This window comes from Pseudomonas sp. GM78, from assembly GCF_000282475.1.
Taxonomy (GTDB): domain Bacteria; phylum Pseudomonadota; class Gammaproteobacteria; order Pseudomonadales; family Pseudomonadaceae; genus Aquipseudomonas.
Map to the genome: position 1 here is coordinate 1 of NZ_AKJF01000205.1, position 23,287 is coordinate 23,287.

Annotated in this window: 19 protein-coding genes, 1 tRNA gene and 2 pseudogenes; 13 read left to right on the forward strand and 9 right to left on the reverse strand. The window is 61.9% G+C overall.

Annotation, left to right across the window (positions count from 1 at the left end; translation table 11 throughout):
• From PMI35_RS03170 to PMI35_RS0133120, 3 genes and pseudogenes are all read left to right on the forward strand, one after another.
• Positions 1 to 231 (forward strand): annotated as a pseudogene (locus tag PMI35_RS03170) (L-seryl-tRNA(Sec) selenium transferase); the annotation flags it as partial.
• 1 nt (position 232) lies between these two features.
• Complete coding sequence (gene selB, locus PMI35_RS03165) at positions 233 to 2,140, forward strand: selenocysteine-specific translation elongation factor (RefSeq protein WP_008065518.1); 1,908 nt, start codon at positions 233 to 235, stop codon at positions 2,138 to 2,140.
• Between the two features lie 17 nt (positions 2,141 to 2,157).
• Positions 2,158 to 2,253, forward strand: a tRNA-Sec gene (locus PMI35_RS0133120).
• Between the two features lie 80 nt (positions 2,254 to 2,333).
• Here PMI35_RS0133120 and PMI35_RS03160 read toward each other — a convergent pair.
• The 4 genes and pseudogenes from PMI35_RS03160 to PMI35_RS03150 all read right to left on the reverse strand — a co-directional run bounded on the left by PMI35_RS03160 (position 2,334) and on the right by PMI35_RS03150 (position 5,939).
• Complete coding sequence (locus tag PMI35_RS03160) at positions 2,334 to 3,014, reverse strand: class I SAM-dependent methyltransferase (protein ID WP_032832121.1); 681 nt, start codon at positions 3,012 to 3,014, stop codon at positions 2,334 to 2,336.
• Positions 3,015 to 3,327: 313 nt separating this feature from the next.
• Entirely contained in the window at positions 3,328 to 4,590 is a 1,263-nt protein-coding gene (locus tag PMI35_RS03155; RefSeq protein ID WP_443217077.1) for a methyl-accepting chemotaxis protein, read from the reverse strand.
• Between the two features lie 24 nt (positions 4,591 to 4,614).
• Positions 4,615 to 4,893, reverse strand: a pseudogene (locus tag PMI35_RS36025) (PAS domain-containing protein); the annotation flags it as partial.
• A 146-nt stretch (positions 4,894 to 5,039) separates the two neighbouring features.
• Positions 5,040 to 5,939, reverse strand: a complete 900-nt coding sequence (locus PMI35_RS03150) for a LysR substrate-binding domain-containing protein (protein ID WP_032832122.1) — start codon at positions 5,937 to 5,939, stop codon at positions 5,040 to 5,042.
• Positions 5,940 to 6,080: 141 nt separating this feature from the next.
• Here PMI35_RS03150 and PMI35_RS03145 point away from each other — a divergent pair, with 141 nt between their 5' ends.
• The 4 genes from PMI35_RS03145 to PMI35_RS36030 all read left to right on the forward strand — a co-directional run bounded on the left by PMI35_RS03145 (position 6,081) and on the right by PMI35_RS36030 (position 11,469).
• The gene (locus tag PMI35_RS03145) at positions 6,081 to 6,845 is read left to right on the forward strand and encodes an SDR family oxidoreductase (RefSeq protein ID WP_008065532.1); all 765 of its coding nucleotides are present in this window, start codon (positions 6,081 to 6,083) and stop codon (positions 6,843 to 6,845) included.
• 22 nt (positions 6,846 to 6,867) lie between these two features.
• A complete protein-coding gene (gene aroE, locus PMI35_RS03140; RefSeq protein WP_008065533.1) occupies positions 6,868 to 7,683 on the forward strand; it encodes a shikimate dehydrogenase in 816 nt (271 codons plus the stop codon).
• Positions 7,684 to 7,740: 57 nt separating this feature from the next.
• The gene (locus PMI35_RS03135; RefSeq protein ID WP_008065534.1) at positions 7,741 to 9,177 is read left to right on the forward strand and encodes an MFS transporter; all 1,437 of its coding nucleotides are present in this window, start codon (positions 7,741 to 7,743) and stop codon (positions 9,175 to 9,177) included.
• A 1,641-nt stretch (positions 9,178 to 10,818) separates the two neighbouring features.
• Complete coding sequence (locus PMI35_RS36030; protein WP_443217078.1) at positions 10,819 to 11,469, forward strand: methyl-accepting chemotaxis protein; 651 nt, start codon at positions 10,819 to 10,821, stop codon at positions 11,467 to 11,469.
• Between the two features lie 21 nt (positions 11,470 to 11,490).
• Here PMI35_RS36030 and PMI35_RS03125 read toward each other — a convergent pair whose 3' ends face one another.
• From PMI35_RS03125 to PMI35_RS03115, 3 genes are all read right to left on the reverse strand, one after another.
• Complete coding sequence (locus tag PMI35_RS03125) at positions 11,491 to 12,819, reverse strand: amidohydrolase (RefSeq protein WP_008065536.1); 1,329 nt, start codon at positions 12,817 to 12,819, stop codon at positions 11,491 to 11,493.
• Positions 12,820 to 12,873: 54 nt separating this feature from the next.
• The gene (locus PMI35_RS03120; protein ID WP_008065537.1) at positions 12,874 to 14,211 is read right to left on the reverse strand and encodes an MFS transporter; all 1,338 of its coding nucleotides are present in this window, start codon (positions 14,209 to 14,211) and stop codon (positions 12,874 to 12,876) included.
• 213 nt (positions 14,212 to 14,424) lie between these two features.
• Positions 14,425 to 15,285 carry a LysR substrate-binding domain-containing protein gene (locus PMI35_RS03115; RefSeq protein WP_008065538.1) on the reverse strand — a complete coding sequence of 287 codons (861 nt, stop codon included), beginning with the start codon at positions 15,283 to 15,285 and terminating at the stop codon, positions 14,425 to 14,427.
• Between the two features lie 255 nt (positions 15,286 to 15,540).
• Here PMI35_RS03115 and PMI35_RS03110 point away from each other — a divergent pair, with 255 nt between their 5' ends.
• The 6 genes from PMI35_RS03110 (at position 15,541) to metC (ending at position 22,251) form a co-directional block, all read left to right on the forward strand.
• On the forward strand, positions 15,541 to 16,383 hold the full coding sequence (locus PMI35_RS03110) for a transporter substrate-binding domain-containing protein (RefSeq protein ID WP_008065539.1): 843 nt from the start codon (positions 15,541 to 15,543) through the stop codon (positions 16,381 to 16,383).
• Between the two features lie 90 nt (positions 16,384 to 16,473).
• Complete coding sequence (locus PMI35_RS03105; protein WP_008065541.1) at positions 16,474 to 17,208, forward strand: amino acid ABC transporter permease; 735 nt, start codon at positions 16,474 to 16,476, stop codon at positions 17,206 to 17,208.
• Positions 17,198 to 17,986, forward strand: coding sequence for an amino acid ABC transporter permease (locus PMI35_RS03100; protein WP_008065543.1), 789 nt, complete (start codon positions 17,198 to 17,200; stop codon positions 17,984 to 17,986). Before PMI35_RS03105 ends, PMI35_RS03100 begins: the two co-directional genes overlap by 11 nt.
• The gene (locus tag PMI35_RS03095) at positions 17,973 to 18,809 is read left to right on the forward strand and encodes an amino acid ABC transporter ATP-binding protein (protein WP_008065545.1); all 837 of its coding nucleotides are present in this window, start codon (positions 17,973 to 17,975) and stop codon (positions 18,807 to 18,809) included. Before PMI35_RS03100 ends, PMI35_RS03095 begins: the two co-directional genes overlap by 14 nt.
• Positions 18,810 to 18,826: 17 nt before the next feature.
• Positions 18,827 to 19,423, forward strand: a complete 597-nt coding sequence (locus PMI35_RS03090) for a hypothetical protein (RefSeq protein ID WP_008065547.1) — start codon at positions 18,827 to 18,829, stop codon at positions 19,421 to 19,423.
• A 71-nt stretch (positions 19,424 to 19,494) separates the two neighbouring features.
• Positions 19,495 to 22,251, forward strand: coding sequence for a cystathionine beta-lyase (metC, locus tag PMI35_RS03085; protein WP_008065550.1), 2,757 nt, complete (start codon positions 19,495 to 19,497; stop codon positions 22,249 to 22,251).
• Between the two features lie 66 nt (positions 22,252 to 22,317).
• Here metC and PMI35_RS03080 read toward each other — a convergent pair whose 3' ends face one another.
• Both PMI35_RS03080 and PMI35_RS35565 read right to left on the reverse strand, forming a co-directional pair.
• The gene (locus tag PMI35_RS03080) at positions 22,318 to 23,106 is read right to left on the reverse strand and encodes an SDR family oxidoreductase (RefSeq protein ID WP_008065553.1); all 789 of its coding nucleotides are present in this window, start codon (positions 23,104 to 23,106) and stop codon (positions 22,318 to 22,320) included.
• Positions 23,103 to 23,287 (reverse strand): hypothetical protein (locus tag PMI35_RS35565; protein WP_238543211.1); only part of this gene is annotated, 185 nt, incomplete at its 5' end. The genes PMI35_RS03080 and PMI35_RS35565, both read right to left, overlap by 4 nt.

The window sequence follows — 23,287 nt, forward strand, 5'->3', positions numbered from 1 at the left end:
GGCAGTGGCACCCAGCCGGTGGCACGCTTGCCGAGTGCCGCGTTATGCCTGCGGGCCAATACCTCCAAGCGTCAACGCGGGCGTTGGCTGTTGAATCTGGAACAGGCCCTTCGCGCCTTGCCGATACCGGTGCTGGGGCGTATCGATGACGATGCGTTGTGGCTCGATGTGCGGCAACTGGACGACGAACCGGCGTGGCTGGCGCAGCTCGATCAATTGCAGGTGACGTAAGGTGATCGTCGGCACCGCCGGGCACATCGACCACGGCAAGACGGCGTTGCTGGAGGCGCTGACCGGGCAGGCCGGTGATCGGCGTCGCGAGGAGCGCGAACGCGGCATGACCATCGACCTTGGTTACCTTTACACCGCACTGGAGCCCGGCGCGGCCCTGACCGGTTTTATCGATGTGCCGGGGCATGAGCGCTTCACCCACAACATGCTCGCCGGAGCACACGGCATCGACCTGGTGCTGCTGGTGGTGGCCGCCGATGACGGCGTGATGCCGCAGACCCGGGAACACCTGGCCATCGTCGAGTTGCTGGGTATTCCCCGCGCCATCGTGGCGATCACCAAGTGTGACCGGGTCGAGCCCTCCAGAGTGCAGGCTGTGCGTGAGCAGATTGCAACGTTGCTGGCGCCGGGTTCTTACGCCGAGGCGCCGCTGATTGCGTTGTCGAGCGTGACCGGGGAGGGCGTGCAGACCTTGCGTCAAGCGCTGCTCATGGCCCAGTCCGAAGTGCGGCAGCGCAGTCAGGATGGCGGTTTTCGCCTGGCCATCGATCGTGCGTTCAGTGTCCCCGGTGCGGGCATCGTGGTGACCGGCACGGCGCTGTCCGGCCAGGTCACGGTGGGCGACTCCCTGGTGCTTGGCCCTCTTGGCAAAACCGTGCGGGTTCGCGGCCTGCACGCGCAGAATCAGCCGGCCAACGTGGCGGTGGCTGGGCAGCGGGTCGCGTTGAACCTGAGTGCCGAGCGCCTGGCGCTGTCACAGATCCACCGCGGCCAGTGGTTGTCGGCCCCGTGGCTGCACGCACCCACCCAGCGCCTGGACATCGACCTGCAGCTATTACCCGGCGAATCGCGCGCCTTCGAGCACTTCGAACCTGTGCACGTGCACCTGGGGACACGGGACGTCACCGGGCGGGTGGCCTTGCTGGAGGGTTCCAGCCTGGCGCCGGGGCAGCGGATGTTCGCGCAACTGCTGGTCAATGCACCGGTGCAGGCGGTGCTGGGCGACCGGTTGATCCTGCGGGACCAGAGCGCCCAGCGCACCCTCGGCGGCGGCAAGGTCCTCGACCCCTTTGCGCCCAGCCGCCACCGCCGCAGCCCCGAGCGATTGGCTCAGCTTGTGGCATTGGCCGCGAGCACTCGCCTGGAAGACGTGCTTCCAGGATTGCTGGCCAACAGCGACAGCGGGCTCGATCCGCAACAGCTTGAACGCCAGTTCAACCGCCCGCGCGATACCTGGGTACTGCCCGGCGACATACGCCTGATCGAAACCCGCCAGGCACCCGTCCTGTTCAGCGCCAGCCGCTGGCAGGCCTTGCAGGATGAGTTGCAGCAACACCTGGCGCGCTTCCATGAACAGGAACCGGACCACATGGGCCCGGACCGCGATCGCCTGTGCCGATTCGCCGGCAGCACTCTGGATCGCCCGGTATTCATCAGCCTGCTCGAGCAGTTGCTGGCCAACGGACGCATCGTGGCCAGTGGGCCGTGGCTACACCTGCCGGGGCATCAGGTGCGCCTGAGCGACGAGGAGCAAGCCCTGTGGCAAAAATTGCAGCCGCGGTTCGACGCCGCCGGGTTCGACCCGCCCTGGGTGCGCGATCTGGGGCATGACGAAGCCACGGTGCGCGCTCTGCTGCGTAAAATGGCAAGGCTGGGTTTGTTGCACGCAGTGGTCCGTGATCTGTTCTACACCGACACGATGATCCGTCGCCTGGCGGCTATGCTGTTGCAACTGGCCGATGACAATCCGGTGATCGAGGTAGCGGCATTTCGCGACGCAGTGGGCCTGGGGCGCAAGCGCAGTATCCAGATCCTCGAGTACTTCGACCGGCTCGGCCTGACCCGCCGCGTGGGCGATCGACGCCAGATCCGCGCGGACAACGCCCTGGCACGCAGATCGCGAGATTGACCCAGGGTTTGTTTCAAGGAAGGTAATCGCGCCCGGTGGCGCGGCCGGGCTTCAAACCCGGTTGGGGACGGCATCCGTTCCCGGGCAGGTTCGACTCCGGCTACCTTCCGCCATTATCGCTTGAACATTGCGTGAGTCCTTCGGCTGCCTTCGTTTGTTGGCGCCTAACATGCACCTGCATGGAAAAAATACTCTATATCGAACCATCCCGCCGCTCGGCCACCAACAGCAACGACTGCGGCACAGGGCTTTGCGGATGCTGTGGCTCCTGCAGGCCAACCAGCCGAAAACCGGCCATGTCCAGCGCATTGAACCAACTGGACAGGGTGCGCAGGTACCACGGCATCGGTTGCCACTGCCCCTCGAACCCGGCGAAGGTCTCTTCCCGCCAGCCATCCTGATAGTCACCCGCGGCCGCGGTCCACGGATACAGAGTCTGGATCACCAGCGCGCCGCCGGGGGCGAGCAGAGCGTTCATGGCCGCGAGCAACGGGATGATGTCCTGGTGCAGCAAGGCGAAGTTGGCGCAGATCAGGTTGTAGTCATTGCCGATCTGCACTTTGGCCTCTGCCAGCTCTTCATAGCTGGCCAGGTACACCGATGAGGCGCCCGCCGCCCGCGCCGCCTCGACCAGCGTCGCATCGCCATCCACGCCGACGGCCTCGATGCCACGTTCCGCCAGTGCCCGCAACAGCCAGCCCTCGCCACAGCCGAGGTCGAGCACGCGTTCGGGCTGGCGGCCCAGTATCGCCAGCAGGATGGCCTGGTCGGTGACCTTGAGACGGCTTTCAATGGCGCCGGTGCGCACGGCTTCGATCCAGGCGTGGGCGTTGTGGTGCCAGCTTTGCAGGAGGGCGGATTCGTCGGCAGGCATGGCGATGTCCGAAGTGGTGGGCTGGATAGAAGCATAGGACAGGAGCACGCGAACCATTAGCCCCGCTGCGCCTGATGGGGACAATGCGCGATCTGTGTTGTCGAACGGAGTGACAAGCAACGGTGCATGAGTTGGTGGTTGTCGCACCCGAGTTTTTCAATCCTGTCAGATTGAGAGGTGGACTGATGAACAGCATTATCTACATCGTCGGATTGGTGGTGGTTATCGCGGTCGTCCTGTCGTTCCTTGGATTCGCATAGCCTCATGCCGGGCACAAGCGACGGTCTGAACCAGCCCGTCGCAGTGCCTGGGGTTATCGGTTAAAACGCTCGGCCAGGCTGTGCAAGTACTCGGCCATGACTTCAAGGTCCTGGCTGATTGCCGCGCCTTGCTTGGCCTGCCCGGCACTGTGATCGCACAGTTGGGCAATGCGCGTGATCTGTTGATTGATATCCTCAGTCACATGACTTTGCTCTTCCGACGCCGACGCCATCTGCTGGCTCATATCGGTGATCCGGCTGACGGCCTGGCTGATTCCGACCAAGGCAGCCTGCACCGCCTCGACACGCTGCATGCTGTCGCGGGAAATCTGCTCACCCCGGGTCGCCGTTGCCACTGCGCGATCGGCACCGATTTGCAGGGAAGCGATGATGCCGTGGATTTGCTCGGTAGAGGTACGGGTGCGCTGGGCCAGGGATCGCACCTCGTCGGCCACCACGGCGAAACCGCGACCTTGTTCACCCGCCCGGGCCGCCTCGATGGCCGCATTGAGCGCCAGCAGGTTGGTCTGTTCGGCAATCGATGTGATGACATCCACGACGCTGCCGATCGATTGCGTCTCGCTCGCCAATGCATTGACCGCCTGGCCGATTTCGTTGACGGCCGTGTTCATGGCCTCCATGGCGCGCAGGCTTTGCCCGGCCAACTCGCTGCCATCCCTCGTCAACTGGTCAGCCTCGCAGGCGGCATGCGCCGTACTGATGACGTTCTGAGTGACTTGCTGGTTGGTTGCCGCCATCTGCGAGATGGCGGCGGCAGACTGATCGGTTTCGCTGCGCTGGCGGTCAAGCGCCTGCGCTTGCAAGCCGGACAGTTCGGATGACTGTGCCGCTTTGGACTTTACACTGACCCCGGCATCGACGAGCCGGCTCAAGGCGGTCTGCAAGCGAGCTTCCTCACTGAGCATGGCCATGTCCAGTTGCCCCTGGGGGCCATGGTTGTCGCTGTAGGTGAGGGCTACCAACCGATCGGCAAAGGCTTTCGGATGTTCGGCCAGGGTGCGCTGTATGGCGCTGCGTTGTCGGGACACGATCAGGAACCAGGCAATGCCCAGGCTCACCACCAGCACCCCCTGGGCCGCCGATTTGGTCAGCCACTGATCAGCCAGCAGTGAAACCGTGGTTGCCATCAGCAATGGCCAGCCCTGCTGCAGCGGCCGGAAAATCCGGGCGCTCAGTGCGACGATCGGCTTGCCAGCGCGCATCCTTGCATAGAGCGCGCTTGCCCTGCGCACCTGGTCGCGAGTGGGCACCGAGCGAACCGACTCGTAACCGCTCTGGCGGCCGTTTTCATACATGGGCGTGACGTAGGCACTGACCCAATAATAATCACCATTCTTCGCGCGATTTTTCACAATGCCCATCCAGGGCTTGCCCTGCTTGATGGTGTGCCACATGTGAACGAATACCCCGGGCGGCATGTCGGGGTGGCGGACCATGTTATGCGTCTGGCCGACCAGTTCGTCGAAGGTGAAACCGCTGATGTCGACAAACGCGTCATTGCAGTAAGTGATTCGACTGTCGAGATCGGTGGTGGAGATCAGGCGTTGTTCGGCGGGGAATAGTCTTTCATGGTCGGTTACGGGCAAATTCACACGCATAAAATGCGATCCCTGTACGGATTATTATTAGGGTCTGGAACAGGTACATCAGAAAAATACGCGGATGTGTTCTACGCGCATTCCGTGATCGTCGACCCCGCAGTCGACGACACTTTCTTTTCATTTGATGACAACTGCTGCAGTCTCTAGGCAAGTACAGGACCCGACGCCGGATAGAGTTCGTCGAGCACCTGCATCAGTGCGCGCTTGCGTGGGTTTTCCAGACCAGTCCATGCCACGCCAATGCCAGCTCCGCTCATGGCCAGCGCCAACGGGCGGATCACGACACCGATAGGCAGCGCCGATGCGGCACCGCTTGGCAGGATGCCGACGCCCAGGCCGGCGGCCACCAACGCCAACTGGGTGGTGAACTCGCCCATCTCCCGGGCAATCGTCAGGGTGATCTTGCGTCGGTGGAAACCCGCGAGCATCTGGTCATACAAACCGGGCGCGAACTTGCGCGCCAGCACCAGCATCGGACACCCGAGCAGATCCTGAGGTTTTATACGGCGTTGGGCGCACAACGGGTGGTCCTGCGGCAGCGCCACCACCAGCGATTCCTCGAAGAGCAGGCGTGTGTGCACGTCAGGCAGATTCAAGGGCAGGCGTACCAGGCCGAAATCCAGGGCGTTGTCCAGCAAGGCCCGGGCCTGCGGCAGCGAAGGCATGTCCTTGAGTTCCAGTTCGATACGCGGGTAGCGCTCCTCCAGCGTACGCACGAGCACCGGCAACAAGTGCGACAGCGTCGAAGACACAAATGCCAGGCGCAACACCCCGACCTCTCCGGCCGCGGCCTGCTGCAGCACCTCACGGGCACGCCCGGCCTGGCGCAGGGTCGCCAGGGCTTCGGGGAGAAACAGTGCTCCCTCTTCGGTCAACTCGACCCGGTGGCGGTCACGCTCGAACAACTGCGCCCCGACATCGTCTTCCAGGGCACGTATTTGCGCACTCAAGGCTGGCTGGACAATGTGCAGGCGCGCCGCCGCGCGACCAAAGTGCAGCTCTTCGGCCAAGGCCGTAAAGGCGCGCAGATGCTTGAGTTCCACTGAACACTCCCATTGGCTAAAGCGTGCGTGGTGATCACGAACGGTGATCACGGCATCACCATAAACGATTGGCACGCCCAGGCGGTAGCGGTTGAAAGTGACGTCATGGCCCATTCGTAAATCCAGCACAGGGAGACACACATGATCGATAACTTTCGCCTGAACCGGCGTCGGGCGCTGATCACCGGCTCAGTGCGCGGCATCGGCCTGGCCCTGGCCCGTGGGCTGGCACAAGCGGGCGCCCGGGTGGTGCTCAATGGCCGCGATGCCGAACGCGCCCAAAGCGCCTGCGCGCTGTTACGCGATGAAGGCCTGGACGCCGAATACGCAGTGTTCGACGTGACCGACCACCAGGCCGTCGCGACAGCCATCGATGGGCTGGAAAACCGCCTCGGTCCGATCGACATTCTGATCAACAACGCCGGGCTGCAGCATCGCCAGGCACTAGAAGACGTCCGTGCGCAAGACTGGCACCGGCTGATGAGCACCAACCTCGACGGCGTATTCAATGTGTCCCAGGCGGTGGCCCGGCACATGATCGCTCGCCGGCGCGGCAAGATCATCAACGTAGGTTCAGTGCAAAGCGAACTGGCGCGGCGCTCCATCGCGCCCTATGCCGCCAGCAAGGGCGCCGTGCGCATGCTCACCCGTGGCATGTGTGCCGACTGGGCAGGTCTAGGCCTGCAGATCAATGCACTGGCCCCCGGCTATTTCCAGACCGAGCTGAACCAGGCGCTGGTCGACGACCCGGCGTTCTGCGAGTGGCTGGTGCAACGCACGCCCGCCGGTCGCTGGGGCCATGTCGAGGAGCTGTGTGGCGCGGCGGTTTTCCTCGCTTCGCCCGCGTCCGATTTCGTCAACGGCCAGACCCTTTTCGTCGACGGTGGCTTGACCAGCGTCGTCTAACTCACCCGCCAAGGACTCCAACATGCCTCAATCCCTGCCAACCCTCTGCGGCTCCATCATGGGGTCGCCGTTTTCGCTCTCGGCGAAGATCCACAACGCGGCCTACGCCGCCCTGGGCCTGGACTACACCTTTGTCTGTTTTGGCGTCGAAGATCCAGTTGCCGCCGTGGCGGCAATTCGCGCCCTCGGTGTACGCGGCATGAACGTCTCCATGCCCTACAAAACGGCAGTGATGCCTTACCTGGATAAGGTCGACGAATCCGCCCGGGTGATTGGCGCGGTCAACACCATCAACAACGTCGACGGGGTACTGACCGGCTACAACACCGACTACCTCGGCGCGGTGCGCGCCCTGCAGGAAGTCACCGAGCTGCGCGACAAGCGAATCGCCGTGATCGGTGCCGGCGGCGCTGCTCGTGCGGTGGTCTACGGTTGCCTGCAAGCGGCGGGGGAGGTCACGGTGTTCAACCGCAGTATCGAACGCGGTACCGCCCTCGCCGAGGATTTGGGTGCCCGGTGGGGCGGCAGCATTGAGGCGTTCACCGCCAAGAGCTTCGATATCGTCATCAACGCGACTTCCGTGGGCTTCAAACAGCCGGACAGCAACCCGCTGGACGGTCGCCTGGCTAGTCACCTGATTGTCATGGATGTGGCGTTCATGCCGGTGCATACCGCTCTGTTGCTGCAAGCGAAGGCCCTGGGTTGCAGCACCGTGGCCGGCACCCGCATGTTGGTGCACCAGGCTTGTCGGCAAATCGAGTTGTACACCGGTAAAGAGGCACCTATCGACATCATGGAGCAGGCCATGCTCCAGGAAATCCGGCGGTTAAAACTGTAAGCCCCCCCAACGACCTGTCAATAACAAGATGCCGTAAAGGCACCTGGAGGTACCCAGATGACTCACGATCATTCTCCATCCGACATCGCTTCGACCCCCGACGCCCGCGAGCGCAAGAAAGACTTGCACCGTGCCGCCTGGGCCTGCTCCCTGGGCAGTGCCCTGGAATACTACGACTTCGCGCTTTACACCCTGGCCTCGGCGCTGATCTTCGGGCCGCTGTTCTTTCCGGAACAGACCCGCGCCATGAGCCTGATCGCCAGTTTCGGCACCTACTTCCTGGGCTTTGCGATACGGCCGCTGGGCGGCGTACTGTTCGGCATGATCGGTGACCGCGTGGGGCGCAAGTTCGTGCTGGCGTCGACGGTGCTGCTGATGGGCATTTCCAGTACCCTGATTGGTGCCTTGCCAACCTTCCATCAGGTCGGCTACCTGGCACCGGTACTGCTGGTGATCCTGCGTCTGCTCCAGGGGCTGGGCGCCGGTGCCGAACAAGCCGGTGCCGCGGTGATGATGACCGAGTACGCCCCCGAGGGCCGGCGCGGTTTCTACGCCGCCTTGCCGTTCCTTGGCATCCAGTTGGGCACCATCCTCGCGGCGCTGGTGTATTTCCTGGTGGTCAGCGGCAATGACAACGTCATCGAGAGCGGGCTGTGGCGTTTGCCGTTCTACAGCAGCGTGGTGATCGTTGCATTGGGCCTGTACATGCGCCTGTCGCTCAGGGAGTCGCCGACCTTCATCCGCCTCAAGGCGCTCAAGCGCGTATGCGTCAACCCGCTGAAAAGTGCCATGACCCACTCCAGGCCTACGTTGCTCGTCGGTATCGGCCTGCGCCTGGGGGAAAACGGGGGGTCATCGATTTACCAGGCCCTGGCCGTGAGCTACATCGTTGGGGTGGTGGGGCTGCAAGGTCCGGTGGGCGTGCTGACCCTTATCTGCGCCGCCAGCCTTGGCGCGATGACCGTGCCGATTGCCGGCAAACTCAGCGATCGCTTCGGTCGTGTCGTGGTCTACCGCGCTTTCGCGCTGCTGCAACTGGCACTGGCCTTCCCGGTGTGGTGGGTGCTGAGCCTGGGCAACGTGGCGGCGAGCATCGTAGCCATCTCCATCGCGCTGGGCATCGGTACCTGGGGCATGTTCGGCACCCAGGCGGCGCTCTTGCCTGAGCTGTTCGGCTCGCGTCACCGCTACATGGGGGTGTCGATCGCCCGGGAAGTGTCGGCCGTGATCGCCGGTGGCATTGCGCCGATGATCGGTGCCGGCATCATTGCCCTGGTCGTGGCGAGCCACGATGGCGACGCCAGCGCCGGTGTCAAAGCCTGGCTGCCGATCGCCTGCTACCTGACGCTGCTGACATTGATCACCCTCTACGCCACGTTCAAGACACCGGAAACCCTCAACCGCGACCTGGACGAACCCCGTGATGCCTGGGAAATAGCCGACGTCGCAACCCCGAGGTCTGTCCAGCCTGCTACCAGCGCACGCACAGTGTGAGATGACCCGGTGAGGGGCGCGCGCCCGGCAGCGCGCTCAACGCCAGGGCAGATGGTTAGCCTGCTCACGAATTGGCCTGGTATTTGCTATCGAATAGCCATCTAAGTGTCGCAATGGACGAAGTGGATGTCGCTATCAAGTAATTTCATGCCGTTGTCCGCCAGTGAAAAGCGCTGGCTTCCCTGGTTCGGCAATACTGGAAAAATCCGGATGGGCTGGTCGTGCTGGCTCAATCGGGCGGCTTACCCGGTGATCGAGCAAACCTTCGAAGCCATTGCTGAAACCCGGGTGCAGTTGCTGCAGAACTGGACGCGCGAGCAATGGGAACACCTGGCGGAACTGGCGGAGAACCTGGGGCGTGATTTCGCCCACCTCGACAGCACTTCGTTGATGGACAAACTCACTCAGGCGGAAGATTTTTCGGAGTTGTTTGTCGTAGACGCCAGCGGCAGTGTCATCGTGTCGACCTGGAGCCGGCGCGGCAAAACCCGGATCGAGCAAACCCGTGCATTGGCCGAGGGATTGAAGGCACCGTTTCTCCATGGCCCTTACAGCGATCCACTCACCCTGCAAATCGGCCCCTCGTCTTCGCGCTTCTTTGATGAAGTCACGCTGATGTTCTATCAACCCCTGAGGGGCGATGGAAAAGTCCAGGGCTGCCTCTGCGGTCGCGTGCCCAACGACGTATTGGGCGATCTCATCCAGCGCGAGGCCGGGCACATCTTTGCCGAGTCGGGTGATAACTATCTGTTCATGGCGCAATCGCGTTTCGATCCGGCCATCGAGCCCGGCACCGCATTGTCACGTTCACGTTTCGAGGACGGCACGTTCAGCCACGGTGAAAACCTGAAAAGCGGTGTACACACCCCCTGGAAGACCGTGCAGATCCAGCGACACACCGAGCTGGAGCTGCGCTTCACCGACCCGGCGACGCAACAACTGCACCCCGGCGTACGCGAGACCATCCGCAAGGGTTCCAACCTGTTCGTGACCTATCCCGGTTACTCGGACTACCGGCACATTCCGGTGGTGGGCAAGGGCGTTACCTTCCAGTTGCCGGGGTCACCTGATCGCTGGGGCATGATGTGTGAGGCCGACCTGGAGGAAGTCTACCGCCGGCGCTCGCTCAGCCATGGCTTGATGAAACCCTACATCGCGACCATGACCGGGCTGTTTGCCTGCAATGTCCTGGTCCAGCATTACAGCGGCCTGGCCCAGGGCATGATCGATGCCGTCGAGGTTGCCAGCATGGCAGGTGCCGCGCTCCTGTTCAGCCGGCTCGGGCCCAAACGCCTGGCGGCAAGGTTGAACGAGATGACGAGTGTGATCAGGACCATCGCCGAAGGCGAGGGCAACCTGCGCCAGCGCCTGGACATCAAGCGCATGGCCAACGATGAGACCGGCGACATGGGGCGCTGGATCAACAGTTTCATTGACAACCTGGACTCGGTTGTCGGGCAAGTGGTGAAGGCCAGCAGCAACGTTGGCACCACCAATCAGATGATGCTGGGGCGCAGCCAGCAAGCCAGTATCACCTCCGACGAGGTGGCCGAAGCGGTGCATCGCATGATGATTATCGTCGAAGACCAACTGGGCGAGATCCAGCAGGCTTCTGCCAGTGCCGAACAAATGAAGCAGGCGATGGATGAAGTGGTCACCCGCGCCCGCGAGCAATTTCTGGCTGTGCAGCAAGGCACGCAATCGATTCGGGACGTGGTCGAGCGTTCGTCTTCGAGCGTGCAGTTGCTCGACAGCAGGATGACGCAGATCGGCAAGATCACCGGCCTGATCAGCGACATCACCAACCAGACCAACCTGCTGGCGCTCAATGCGGCCATCGAGGCCGCGCGCGCAGGTGAACATGGGCGAGGTTTTGCGGTGGTCGCCGACGAGGTACGCAGCCTCGCCTCACGCACATCACGCGCGGCCGACGATATTCGGCAGATGGTCGAAGGCCTGCAGAACGAAACGCAAAAAGCCGTCAGCTTCATGGAGGAGGGCGTCAAGGACGTCGATAACAGCCTGCGCCTGGCCGAAGATGCCTCCTCGGAAAACGTGCAGTTGCATCAAGCGGTAGAAAGCATGTTTGCGATCATCCAGCAGCTCAACACCCGTAGCCTCGACTACGGCAAGACGATCAGCAAGGTCGATCACTGCTCCACACAAATGCGCCAGACCGTTGTAGTGCTGCAAAACAGTGCCGAAACGGTCAGGCTCAATGCCAATAAACTGCAGAAGCTGGTGGGGCAGTTCGAGGTGAGCAGCAACACCGAGCGGGTGGCGGTCGCTTGACCGCACCCGATCCAAAGGCCTTCAGCCCTGGCGCTGTCCTGGATAGTTGAGGACAAACTGCACATGCGCCTTCACCCCGGTCGCCAGCGTTGCATCATCGGCAGTGAAGTAGGGGCTGTGGTTGTTTGGCGCCTTGCCCATGTCCTGGTTCTCGGGCGTCGCACCAAGGAACACGAACAGCCCGGGCACCTTCTGCGCGTAGTAGGAGAAGTCTTCGCTCGGCGACAGGGAGGCATCCAGCCGCGTCACCTTGCCCGGCGCCGCCAGCTCCATCGCGGGCACCATGGCCTCGGTCAGCGCCGGATCATTGGTGGTCACCGGGGCGTTGTTGACCAGCAGCAGCTTGGCCTGGGTTTCGTAGGCACTGGCGATGCCGCTGACCAGAGGCGGCATTTTCTGCAGGATCGTCTCGCGGATATCGGCGTTGTTGGTCCGGATGGTCCCGGTCATCTCCACCGTCTCGGGAATGATATTGGCGGCCGATCCGGCATTGAGCGTGCCGATACTGATCACGCCCATGCCCTTGGTCAGGTCGATCCGGCGGCTGACCAACGTCTGTAAACCGCTGATGATGCCTTGGCTTGCGACAATCGGATCGACCCCGCTCCAGGGCGCGGAGCCGTGAGTCTGGTGGCCCTGGACTGTGATACGAAACGAGTCGCTGCTGTTGAGCACGGTTCCGGATTTGTAGTAGAGATGCCCGGTCGGATAACCCGCCATCACATGCACGCCGAATACCGCCTCGACCTTGGGCGAATCGAGTGCACCGTCGCGAATCATCGCTTGGGCGCCGATCAACGTATCGGACTGGAACTCGTCGACATCGGCGGCGCCTTCTTCGGCGGGCTGGAACAGGAAGACCACCGTCCCGCGGACCTGCTCCCGATGCTCGGCCAAAACCTTGGCGGCACCCAGCAGCATGGCGGTGTGCGTGTCGTGTCCACAAGCGTGCATCACCGGCACGCTTTTACCCAGGCGCGTACTGGTGGCCTGGCTGGCGAAGGGCAGGTCGGTCATCTCCTTGACCGGCAGCGCATCCATATCGGCACGCAAGGCGACCACCGGCCCGGGCAGTCCCCCTTTGAGTACCCCGACCACACCGGTTTTGCCGACTTGGGTGCGCACTTCTATATTGGCTGCCTTGAGTCGTTCGGCAACCAGGGCAGCGGTCTTGAATTCCAGGTTGCCCAGCTCCGGGTGCTGGTGGATGGTGTGGCGCAGGTCGATGACGTCCTGGTTGACCGCGCCGACCGCCCCATCGACCCAATTCGGCTCGGTGGCCTGACTGGAGGGGGTGACGAACGTTGCCAGGATGGCCAGGCACAGCGGGGCTTTGATTAAACGGATCAAGGTCGGTTCTCTCTGGTGATATTCAAGGGCGGGTCCAGGCGAATGCGGCGCCGTTCAATGCGCCGCCACAGGTTGGCTTGCCCGCGCATCGGGTTGGGTGCGGATGATCATGAGTGCGGCCGCTGCAATCGCCAACGGCACGATCAGCGCTGAGTAATAACCGGCAGGACCTCCGTGCTCGAGAAACCAGCCGCCGCTTGCCGATCCGATGATGGCCCCGACCCGGCCCAGTGCAATCGCCCAGCCGGTTGCCGTTGCCCGCAATGCCGTGGGGTACGCCTGGGCGACCATGTAGTTCAAGACGATTTGCTGGCCGCCAATACCCAAGCCTGCCAAACCTGCGAGGGTGAACACCAGTGCCCAGTGGGTGCCGCTGTTCGCCAGGCCCAGGCACAGGGCAATACCAAAGACAAACAACGCCAGCAGCAAAAGCCGAACGTTGATTTTCGGCAAGATGATCGACAGTGGAATGGCACAAACGACAAACACCGCGTTGACCGCGACAGTGCCCATGGGGGCCTGTTCAGCCGGCAGCCCTGTGGCCTTGAGCACGGTGGGCAACCAGGACAGGAACATGAACCATGCGACCCAGTTGAAAAGGTAGATGGTCCATATGCCAAAGGTATTGCGTGCCAGGCCGGCAGTGAACAAAGAGGTCACGCTGGTTTTTACATCGACCTCCGGAACGCTATAGGTGCTGCCTGGGAGAGTCGGATTTTTAGTGATTCTGGCGACAATTTTTCCGATCTTTTCAGCGCTGCCAGGAGTCCGCTGCCTGGTCAGGAAATACAACGACTCCGGCAGTGCGAACATCAAGACCACCAACAGCACCAGCGGCACGATACCGCCGACGGCGAAGATGCCTTGCCAACCAATCGAGGGCAGCATCTTCGCCGCCAGCAGCCCGCCAAGAATGGCGCCTGCGGGTAAACCGAGCAGGACCGTGGTCATGATCGTGCCACGTTGTCTTGCACTGCCGTACTCGGCCGCGAGTGACAGGACCACAGGTGTCGCACCGCCCATGCCTAGCCCGGCGATAAAGCGCAGCACCAGGATCTGCTCGGTGGTCTGGGCAAATGCCGTCGCCAGGGAGGCGCAGCCAAACAGGGCTACCGACCCGATAATCGCGGGTCGTCGGCCGAATTTATCGCCCATCAAGCCTAGCGCCATTGCCCCAAGCACCATGCCGACAATCCCCGCGGTCAGAATGGGCGCCAAAGCGCCTGCGCCAAGTCCGAATGCCTGGGTGATCGAGGGGCCGGTGAATGCAATCGCTTGGGTATCGAACCCATCCAGGATGGCTACGAAAAAACACAGGGCAAAAACCCGCCACTGAAAAGCGCTGACTCGAGTGCTATCGATCAACTCGGGAATTGAATAATGAGTGCTCATGACTGCTCCATTCAGTAAGGCATTTTTATAGTTTTTTGCACGCAGGCAGGCCCTGCCGAATCACAGGCTAAGTGTGATGGGCGGCAGGGTCTAATATCATTTTGGTGGTGGGCGATACCTTACGGGTATGGTCGGCAAGGTGTTTTTTGGAGCTTGTTTGCCTTTGTTTTTCGGGCGCGGTCGCTGGTCATTCGGATCGCCGCACCGCAGCGCTTACAACCCCTGGCTGCTCCTGATCAACTCATAGGCCCGGCGTACCAGCGGGTTCACGGTGTTGGGCCGGATCCACAGGTAATAGGTCACATCCGGCAGTCGTGGCAGGCCGTCGTTTTCACCGAGCACGCGCATGTCCGGGCCGAGCATTTCCATGCTTCGGGGCGTGACGCCCAAGCCTGCCCGCGTAGCGGCCTTGATGCCGATCAGGTTCGAAGCCAGGTACGCCTGGCGCCAGGCAATGTTGGCGCGTTCAAGTGCCTCCAGTGCATAGCGGCGATAGATGCTCGGTTCATCCACGAGAATCAGTGGCAGCGGCTCGCCCGGGGTGTGGATGTATTGGGCCGAGCAAATCCACCACACCGGGGAGGTGCGCAAGGCAAAACCTTCAAGTGTTGGATCGGCGCGTGTGGAGATCACCATGTCGACCTTGCCACGGTGCAGATCATCCATCAGGAACGGACTGCGACCGACATCAATTTCCAGTCGCAAGCGCGGGGCCGATCGGGCGATGTGGCTAAGCATCGGTGGCAGGATAGTGTCGGCTATGTCATGGGGTGAGCCGATGCGCAACACACCGCTCAAGCTGCTTTCACGCAGGGAGTTGAGTGCGTCGTCGTTGAGCGAGAGCATTTGCCGGGCATGACGCAGCAGCTGAAGGCCTGCTTCGGTGAGCTGCTTTTGCCGCCCGCGTTTCTCGAACAGGTTCACCCCGACCAAGTGCTCCAGCCGTTGCATGTGCTGGGTGACCGACGATTGGGTGCGATCCAGTTGCGCACCCGCTTGCGCGAAGCTGTGGTGATCCACCACGGCAATAAAGGTGCGCAGCAATTCGAGGTCGAGGGTAGGTGAGGTCGACATGGCCGTTCCCGCTAGCTGTTTTTATATCAATACGGCAAACATAAACATTACATTTATTTAAGTGTTTTTGTCGACATTAAGATTTCAGCTCTGTTTTGCACCGTATTTGCTGGGCATTTCGGCAAAATAGCGTTAGCGAACGACACCAAGTTATAACGATATTAGATATTTGAATTTCCGTTTACCCCATGACACTCCCTAGGATGCCCACACAGTAGATCGGGGGACGCCGATCATCCATTGGGGGAAAAATCCATGTTGCTTGAACGCTCACCGGTTAAACGATTACTGCCTGCGATATTGGGCGCCTTGATCTCCTTGGCGACGAGTACCGCTGCACACGCTGATGCAACCCTGGACAAGATCGAACAACGCCATGTACTGGTGGTCGGTGTCTTGCTGTCCGGCGGCCCCTTTGGCGGGATTGATCCCGCCAGCCAAAAACCACGCGGCCTGAACGTCGACCTCGCCCATGAGCTGGGGCGGCAACTGGGTGCAGAGGTGCAATTGGTGCCGGTATTGCCCGCCAACCGCGTGCAGTTTTTGCAGCAGGGCAAAGTGGATCTGTTGATCGCCAACATGGAATGGACCGCCGAACGCGGCGAGATCCTCGGGTTTGTGCCAACTCCGTTCTACCGTGTAGGCGGAACTGCAGCGGTGTTGAAAGACAGCAAGATCGCCCGTTGGGAGGATCTGAAAAACCAGCCTGTGTGCACCTCCCAGGGCAGCAGCTATATCAAGCCGCTCACCGAGTTGGGCGCTGAGATCAAGGGCTTCAAGAGCTCGTCAGAATCCTTGCTCGCGCTGCGCGGCAATAACTGCGTAGCCGCAGTTCACGACGCCACGCTGATCAACCCGCTGATTGCCGACAACGCCGAATGGCAGGGCTATCGTGCGCTCAGCCCGGAACTCAATCCGGCCCCTTCGGTGATCTGGACCCGGCCTGGCGAACGCGATACCCAGGCCCGGCTCGACCCCATCGTCAAAGAGTTGCACCGCAGTGGCTGGTTGATCGAAGCCCAGACCCGCAACCACATCACCCCCGCGTCACCGGCTTTGGTGGAACTGCAAAAGCAGTTCCAGGCTAACGGCGCCTAGTCGGTTCTCCTCATCGTTTCAACTGACCGTCGATGGACTCGGCGGTCTTTCAAGGAAGTCGTGCATGAGCCGATATTTGCAGGGGGCCGCATGAGTCAGTGGCTGGAATTGTTCGTTCACTGGACCGCCGGATTCGGTCTGAACTACAGCTTTGTGCTCGACGCCTATCAACGCGGAACACTGGAACAGGGCGCGCTGACCACGGTGTTGTTGTGCCTGTTCACCATCGTCGGCAGTTTGCTCGCGGGTGTGGGGCTGGCGGCGATGCTGACCTCAGGAAAGCCCTGGTTGGCAACACCTGCGCGGGTGTTTGTGGAAGTCACCCGCAACACCCCGACGCTGGTGCAGCTGTATTGCGCGTTCCTGGTGCTGAACATGCTGTTGACCCAGGCCGTCGGCACGGCCAATCCGCTGACACCCTTTGCGTGGGTGGTGATCGTGATTTCACTGCACAAGGGGGCCTTTCACGCCGAGGCCTTGCGCGCCGGCATCGAGGCTGTGCCGGCGGTGACCATGGAGGCGGCCAGTTCCCTGGCGTTCAACGGCCGCCAGTTGTTGTGGAACGTACAACTGCCGCTGGCCCTGCGCTTTGCCTTGCCGTCGCTGATCAACAACCTGATCGACCTGGTGAAGATGACGGCCGTGGCCTCTGCCATTGCCGTAGGCGACATCACCTACGCGGCCATCATGATCTGGACCCAGAGCGACAACGTACTGGAGCTGATGATCCTGATCCTGGGCTTTTTTGGCCTGCTGAGTTTTATCGTCAATTGTGTGGGGCGCTTCCTTGAAGCGCGCCTGAGGATGCCCGGCTATGGCCATTGAATCGTCCGCGGCCGCGTCGATGGCCTGGCCACGCCGGCACGTCGGCAAGCTGCTAGTGCTGGCCTGTATCGGGTTGTGGCTGGTGTATTTCGCCCCGCAAAGCCCGGTGCTCAATGCGCTGCTGCAGTGGTCGCCCGTCCTGGCGGCAGGTTTCGGCCAGAACATTCTGATCAGCCTGGTTGCCATCGCGCTGGGTTCAGTGCTGGGCTTGCTGGTGGGGGCGCTGGCGTTGTCGCCCTTGCGCGTCCTGCGCTTGCCGGCGCGGATCTGGGTGCAGATCTTCCGCAACGCGCCGTGGCTGGTACTGATTTATTTCACCACCTACGTGTTTCCGTTCGAGATCAAGGTCGGCAGCACCTATGTACCCTTCCCGGACTGGGTCAAGGTGACGATTGGCCTGGCTTTGCCGGCGAGTGCCAACGTCGCGGAAATCTTCCGTGGCGCCATTGCTTCGATCCCCAGCACCCAATGGGAGGCCGCCCGTTCGCTGGCCTTTACCCGTGGGCAGATTTTCCGCTCGATCATCCTCCCGCAATGCTTCAAACGCATGTTGCCACCGTGGATGAACCTGTACGCGGTGATCACCATGGGGACGGCGCTGGCCTCCCTGGTGGGCGTGCACGATGTGATCGACACCGCCCAGATTGCCAGCAACACCGTCAACATGACCGGTTTCACCGTGTTGATTTACCTGTGCCTGCTGGCGCTGTTCTTCGCTTACTGCTACCCGATTTCCCGATTGACCCAACGCCTGGAGCGACGTTATGCCTTCTACTGAAACCGTCGCCGCGCCCTTGGTCAGCTTGCGCGACCTGCACCTTTCGTTCGGCAGCAATCCGGTGCTCAAGGGCATCGACCTTGACGTGCACCGCGGCCAGGCCGTGTCGATCATCGGCCCGTCCGGTTCCGGTAAATCGACGATCCTGCGTTGCATCACCGGGCTGTTGCAACCTCAGCGCGGCACGATCCGTGTCGGCACCACCGAGGTCCACACCCAGGTCCTGGAAGCCCAGCGCATCGAGTTGCGCAAGCGTGTGGGGTTTGTCTTCCAGCAGTTCAACCTGTTTCCGCACTTGTCGGTGTTGGAGAACCTGGTGATTGCGCCACGCAAGGTGCTGGGACGCAGCCGCATCGAGGCCGAGAAAGAAGCGCGTGCCTTGCTGGCCAAAGTGCGCATGGAGCACAAGGCCGATGCCTATCCGGGACAACTGTCCGGCGGCCAGCAACAGCGAGTAGCGATTGCCCGCGCACTGGCGATGCGCCCGGAACTGATCCTGTTCGATGAAGTGACCTCGGCACTGGATCCGGAAACCGTCGGCGAGGTGCTGACGGTGATCCACGAGTTGACCGAAGAGGGCATGACCTGCGTGCTGGTCACCCACGAGATGCGCTTCGCCGAAGAGATCAGCGACATCGTCTACTTCACCGAAAACGGCGTGATCGTCGAGCACGGCAGCGCCGCACAGATTTTCCAGCACCCGACCAGTGAGCGCACCCAGGAATTCCTGCGCCATGCCTTGGGTGATCCGGGGCGCCGTCCTGCCGTCGCCAACGACCCTTATCTGCTGACCAACCTGGGTCGCTACAGCCTGTCCGTCTAATACCGAGGAGCCTGTTCATGAGTACCGAAAACCGTGCCGCCGTCATCGAGGATTTCCTGAAGAAAATCCGCGTCATCAATCAACGTGGCGTCGACCGTGCCGCGCTGGTGGAAATCGTTGGCTTGCTCGAAACCCTGGCCGAGCGCCGCGATCTGTTCAATTTCGACGCGTTCCCTGCACCGGTGCCGGGGCAGGGCAGCACTGCGTTTCGCTACCGTCTGAATGATGACGGCGACACGCCGACGCTGTACCTTAACTCGTTGTTGCCGGGCAAAAGCACCATCCCCCACAACCACGAAACCTGGGCGATCATCAGTGCTGTCGAGGGCCAGGAGATCAACTACGTCTACCGCCGTGACGACGAAGGTCGCGAGCCTGGTTTCACCACCTTGCATCTGGAAAAGGAAGTGATCGTGCAACCCGGCACGTCGATCTCGTTCCTGGGCGAAGACCTGCACGGCATACGTGTCGAAGGCGAGCAGGCGACCCTGCATTTTCACCTCTATGGCCTGCCGCTGGAGTCGCTCAATGGCCGTTACGGTGTCCAGGCTGACGGGCGCATTCTCAATTACAACGCCTCGCAAATGGCGCCGTCGATCAAGGCCTACACATGATCGCCGTGCTGTTCACTTGAAGCCTGACCTACACACGCTGCTTGAATAATTTCTTTTCTGACGGGACTTCCATGAGCCAGACCGTAACCCCGGGGCAATTGCAGCAATGGCTGTTCGACGGGCAGGAAATTGCCCTGTTCGATGTGCGCGAACACGGCCAGTATGGTGAAGCCCATCTGTTTTTCGCAGTCAACCTGCCTTATAGCCGACTGGAGCTGGAGGTTCGGCGTCTGGCGCCAAACCTCCGGGTGCGGCTGGTGATCTACGACCAGAATGGCGGGGATGTCGCGGCACGGTCCGCCGAGCGCCTTCAAGCACTGGGATACAGTCGCGTTCAGGTGCTAGAGGGTGGCGCCGATGGCTGGCAGGCTGCCGGGTATCAGCTGTTTGCCGGCGTGCATGTGCCGTCCAAGGCCTTTGGAGAATTGGTGGAGGAGGCCAGTCACACGCCGCATGTCACCGCCCGACAGCTAGCGCAATGGCAGCGTAGCGGCGAGCCCCTGGTAGTATTGGACGGTCGGCCGTTCGATGAATACCGCAAAATGACCATTCCCGGTTCGGTCTGCTGTCCGAATGGCGAGCTGGGCTATCGCGTACAGGATCTGGTGCCCGACGACAGCACGCCGATCGTGGTCAATTGCGCAGGGCGAACCCGCAGCATCATCGGCGCCCAGACCCTGATCAACCTGGGGGTGAAAAACCCGGTCTACGCCCTGGAAAACGGTACACAGGGCTGGTATCTGGATGATTTCCAGCTGGAGCATGGCAGCACCCGTCGTTATGCCGATGAGGTGTCATCGACAAACTTGCCTCAACAGCGCCTCGCGGCGTCACAGCTTGCGGCAAAGGTCGGGGTGAAAAGCGTTGTGGCCGCTCAGGTCGAGCAGTGGGCCGGGGAGGCCGCACGCAGCCTGTTTCTCTGTGATGTGCGCACCGCCGAAGAGTTTGCCGCCGGCAGCCTGCCCGGAGCGCAACACACACCGGGTGGACAGTTGATCCAGGCCACCGACCTGTACATCGGCGTTCGCCAGGCGCGGCTGGTGTTGATCGACAGCGATGGCGTACGGGCACCGATCGTTGCCAGTTGGCTTCGGCAGCTGGGGCATGAGGCTTACGTGCTGGCGGGCGGGGTGAGCAGTGGCCTGGCGTTGCCTGTGGCTGATGGAGTGACGTATGACGCGTTGCCATCGATCACGGCGCAGTCCCTGAGCGACGCATTGAAGGATAACGCGGTGGCGCTGATTGATCTGCGCCCAAGCATGAGCTACCGCAAGGCGCATATCGCCGGCTCGCGCTGGTCGATCCGTTCGCTGCTGGCCGATGAAGTGGCCGCTGAGCCGCGACCTTTGGTGTTGCTGGCCGATGACCCGCGGTTGGCGGCTTTCGCGGCGCAGGCGTTGCCAGGCACTCAGCGCACGCAAGCCCGCTGGCTGGACGGTGGACTCGATGCCTGGCGTACGGCGGGATTTGCCGTGCAGGAGGGTGCCAATACACCTCCCGACGACCAGTGCATCGACTTCCTGTTCTTTACCCATGATCGTCACGCCGGAAACAAGGAGGCGGCGCGTCAGTACCTGGCCTGGGAAATCGGCTTGTTGGCGCAGATGAGTGCAGACGAAATCGCCAGCCTCAAGCCTCTGCGCGCGCAGTCGCAAGCGCTCGATGGTGCACGGGTCCGTACCCGACTGGTGCACGCGGCGCGAACCGAAAAGGGCAGTGGCAGTCGGGGCGTCAACGTGCCGGTCAGCCGTTTGAGCACGGTACTGTTCGACAACCTGGCGCAAATGCGCGACGCCCGCGCTCGGCGCGATAGCGAACGTGTCCTGAGCTATGGCGCCCGGGGCAACCCGACGGCGTTCGCCTTGGAAGACCTGGTGACGGAGCTGGAGGGCGGTTACCGTACCCGTCTGTTCGGCACCGGGCTGGCGGCGGTGGCGCAAACGTTCCTGGCCTACCTGCGGCCCGGCGATCATGTGCTGATCACCGACGCGGTGTACGCCCCTGTACGGCGCCTGGCCCGTGAACTGCTTGAGCCGTTCGGCATCCAGGTCAGCTACTTCGCGCCTGACGGCAGCGACCTGCAAGCGCAACTGCAAGCCAACACCAGGATGGTCTACACCGAAGTGCCCGGCTCCTTGCTGTATGAACTCGGCGATCTGCCGGCCATCGCCGCACTGTGCAAGCCACGGGGCATCCTGCTGGCCGTGGACAACACCTGGGGCTCGGGTTACCTGTACCGGCCACTGGCACTGGGCGCGGACATCTCGATCATGGCATTGACCAAGTACCTGTGCGGGCACAGTGATGTGGTCATGGGCAGCGTTTGCACCCGGCAAGACGTCTGGCAGCCGCTGGCATCCATGAGCGACACCTTCGGCATCAATGTCAGCCCCGACGACGCCTATCTGGTGCTGCGCGGTGCACGAACCCTGGCGCCACGCCTGGAGGTTCACGAACGCCAGGCCCTGGAAATCGCTCATTGGCTGCAGGCGCAACCCCAGGTGAAGCGCGTGTTCCACCCCGCGCTGCCTGAGCACCACAATCACGCACTGTGGCGACGGGACTTCAAGGGCAGCAACGGTTTGCTGTCCTTTGAGTTGCATAATGCCGACGCAAGCGGTGTCGAGCGTTTTATCGACGCGCTGCAAGTGTTCGGCCTGGGGGCTTCCTGGGGCGGCTACGAAAGCCTGATAACGGTTGCTGACACGAAGGATCGCAACAGCGCCGCTGATCGCCTGTTGAATCCAGTGCTGCGATTGCACATCGGGCTTGAGGATGTCGCGGCGTTGCTTGAGGATTTGCAGCGGGGGTTTGCCGCTCTGGGGTAAAACTGAGACGCAGGGGGCGAATGGCGAAAGCATCGCTGCCATCCGCGCCCATTGTGCCTGCCGTGTTTATTGGCTGGAACGAACAGCCCCGCCATCGATCAACAGGTTCTGCCCGGTCAGGTAGCCCGCATGGCTACTGCAGACGAAGGCGCAAAGTGCACCGAACTCCTCGGGGGAGCCGAACCGTTTAGCCGGAATTTCGCGACGGCATTCGTCGAGGAATGCGTCGCTGTCCTGCCCCGACTCATGAGCGGCGGTGACCAGGTTGTCACGCAGTCGGTCGGTGTCGAATGAGCCTGGTTGCAGGTTGTTGATCGTCACGTTGCGACTGGCAAGGTTCTCTTGCCGGGCAAGCCCCGCGATAAACCCCGTCAGGCCGCTGCGCGCGCCATTGGACAGGCCGAGGCTCTCGATCGGCGACTTCACCGCGCTGGACGTGATGTTGATGATGCGGCCAAAACCGCGTGACGCCATACCGTCCACCGTTGCCTTGATCAGCTCGATGGGGGTGAGCATGTTGGCATCCAGTGCCTTGAGCCAGGCGTCGCGGTTCCATTCGCGGAAATCCCCGGGGGGTGGGCCTCCGGCGTTGTTGATCAGGATATCGAAGTGCCCATGGGCCGCGAGGGCTGCCGCACGCCCCTCGGGTGTTGAGATGTCACCGGCGATGGCGATGACCGTCACTTCAGGGTTGATCGCCCTGAGATGACGGGCTGTTTCATTCAGTGCGTGCTCGCCCCGGGCGGTGATCACCACGTTCACGCCTTCGCTGACCAGAGCCTGTGCGCAGGCTTTACCCAGGCCTTTGCTGGCAGCGCACACCAGCGCCCAGCGTCCTGCTATTCCAAGATTCATGCGTGTGTTCCTGAAAGATAAAAGTTCAAGGAAAAGGACCAATACTGTTCACTTAAGCATGGGGTTGTATAGGCATTGAGGGCATATCCATTGCTGCGGTAACGGCCACTTATGGTTTCGCCCTTACGGCGAGTCCCTTTTTCAAACGCCAAAAAGGAACCAAAAGGCTTTGCCCCACCAC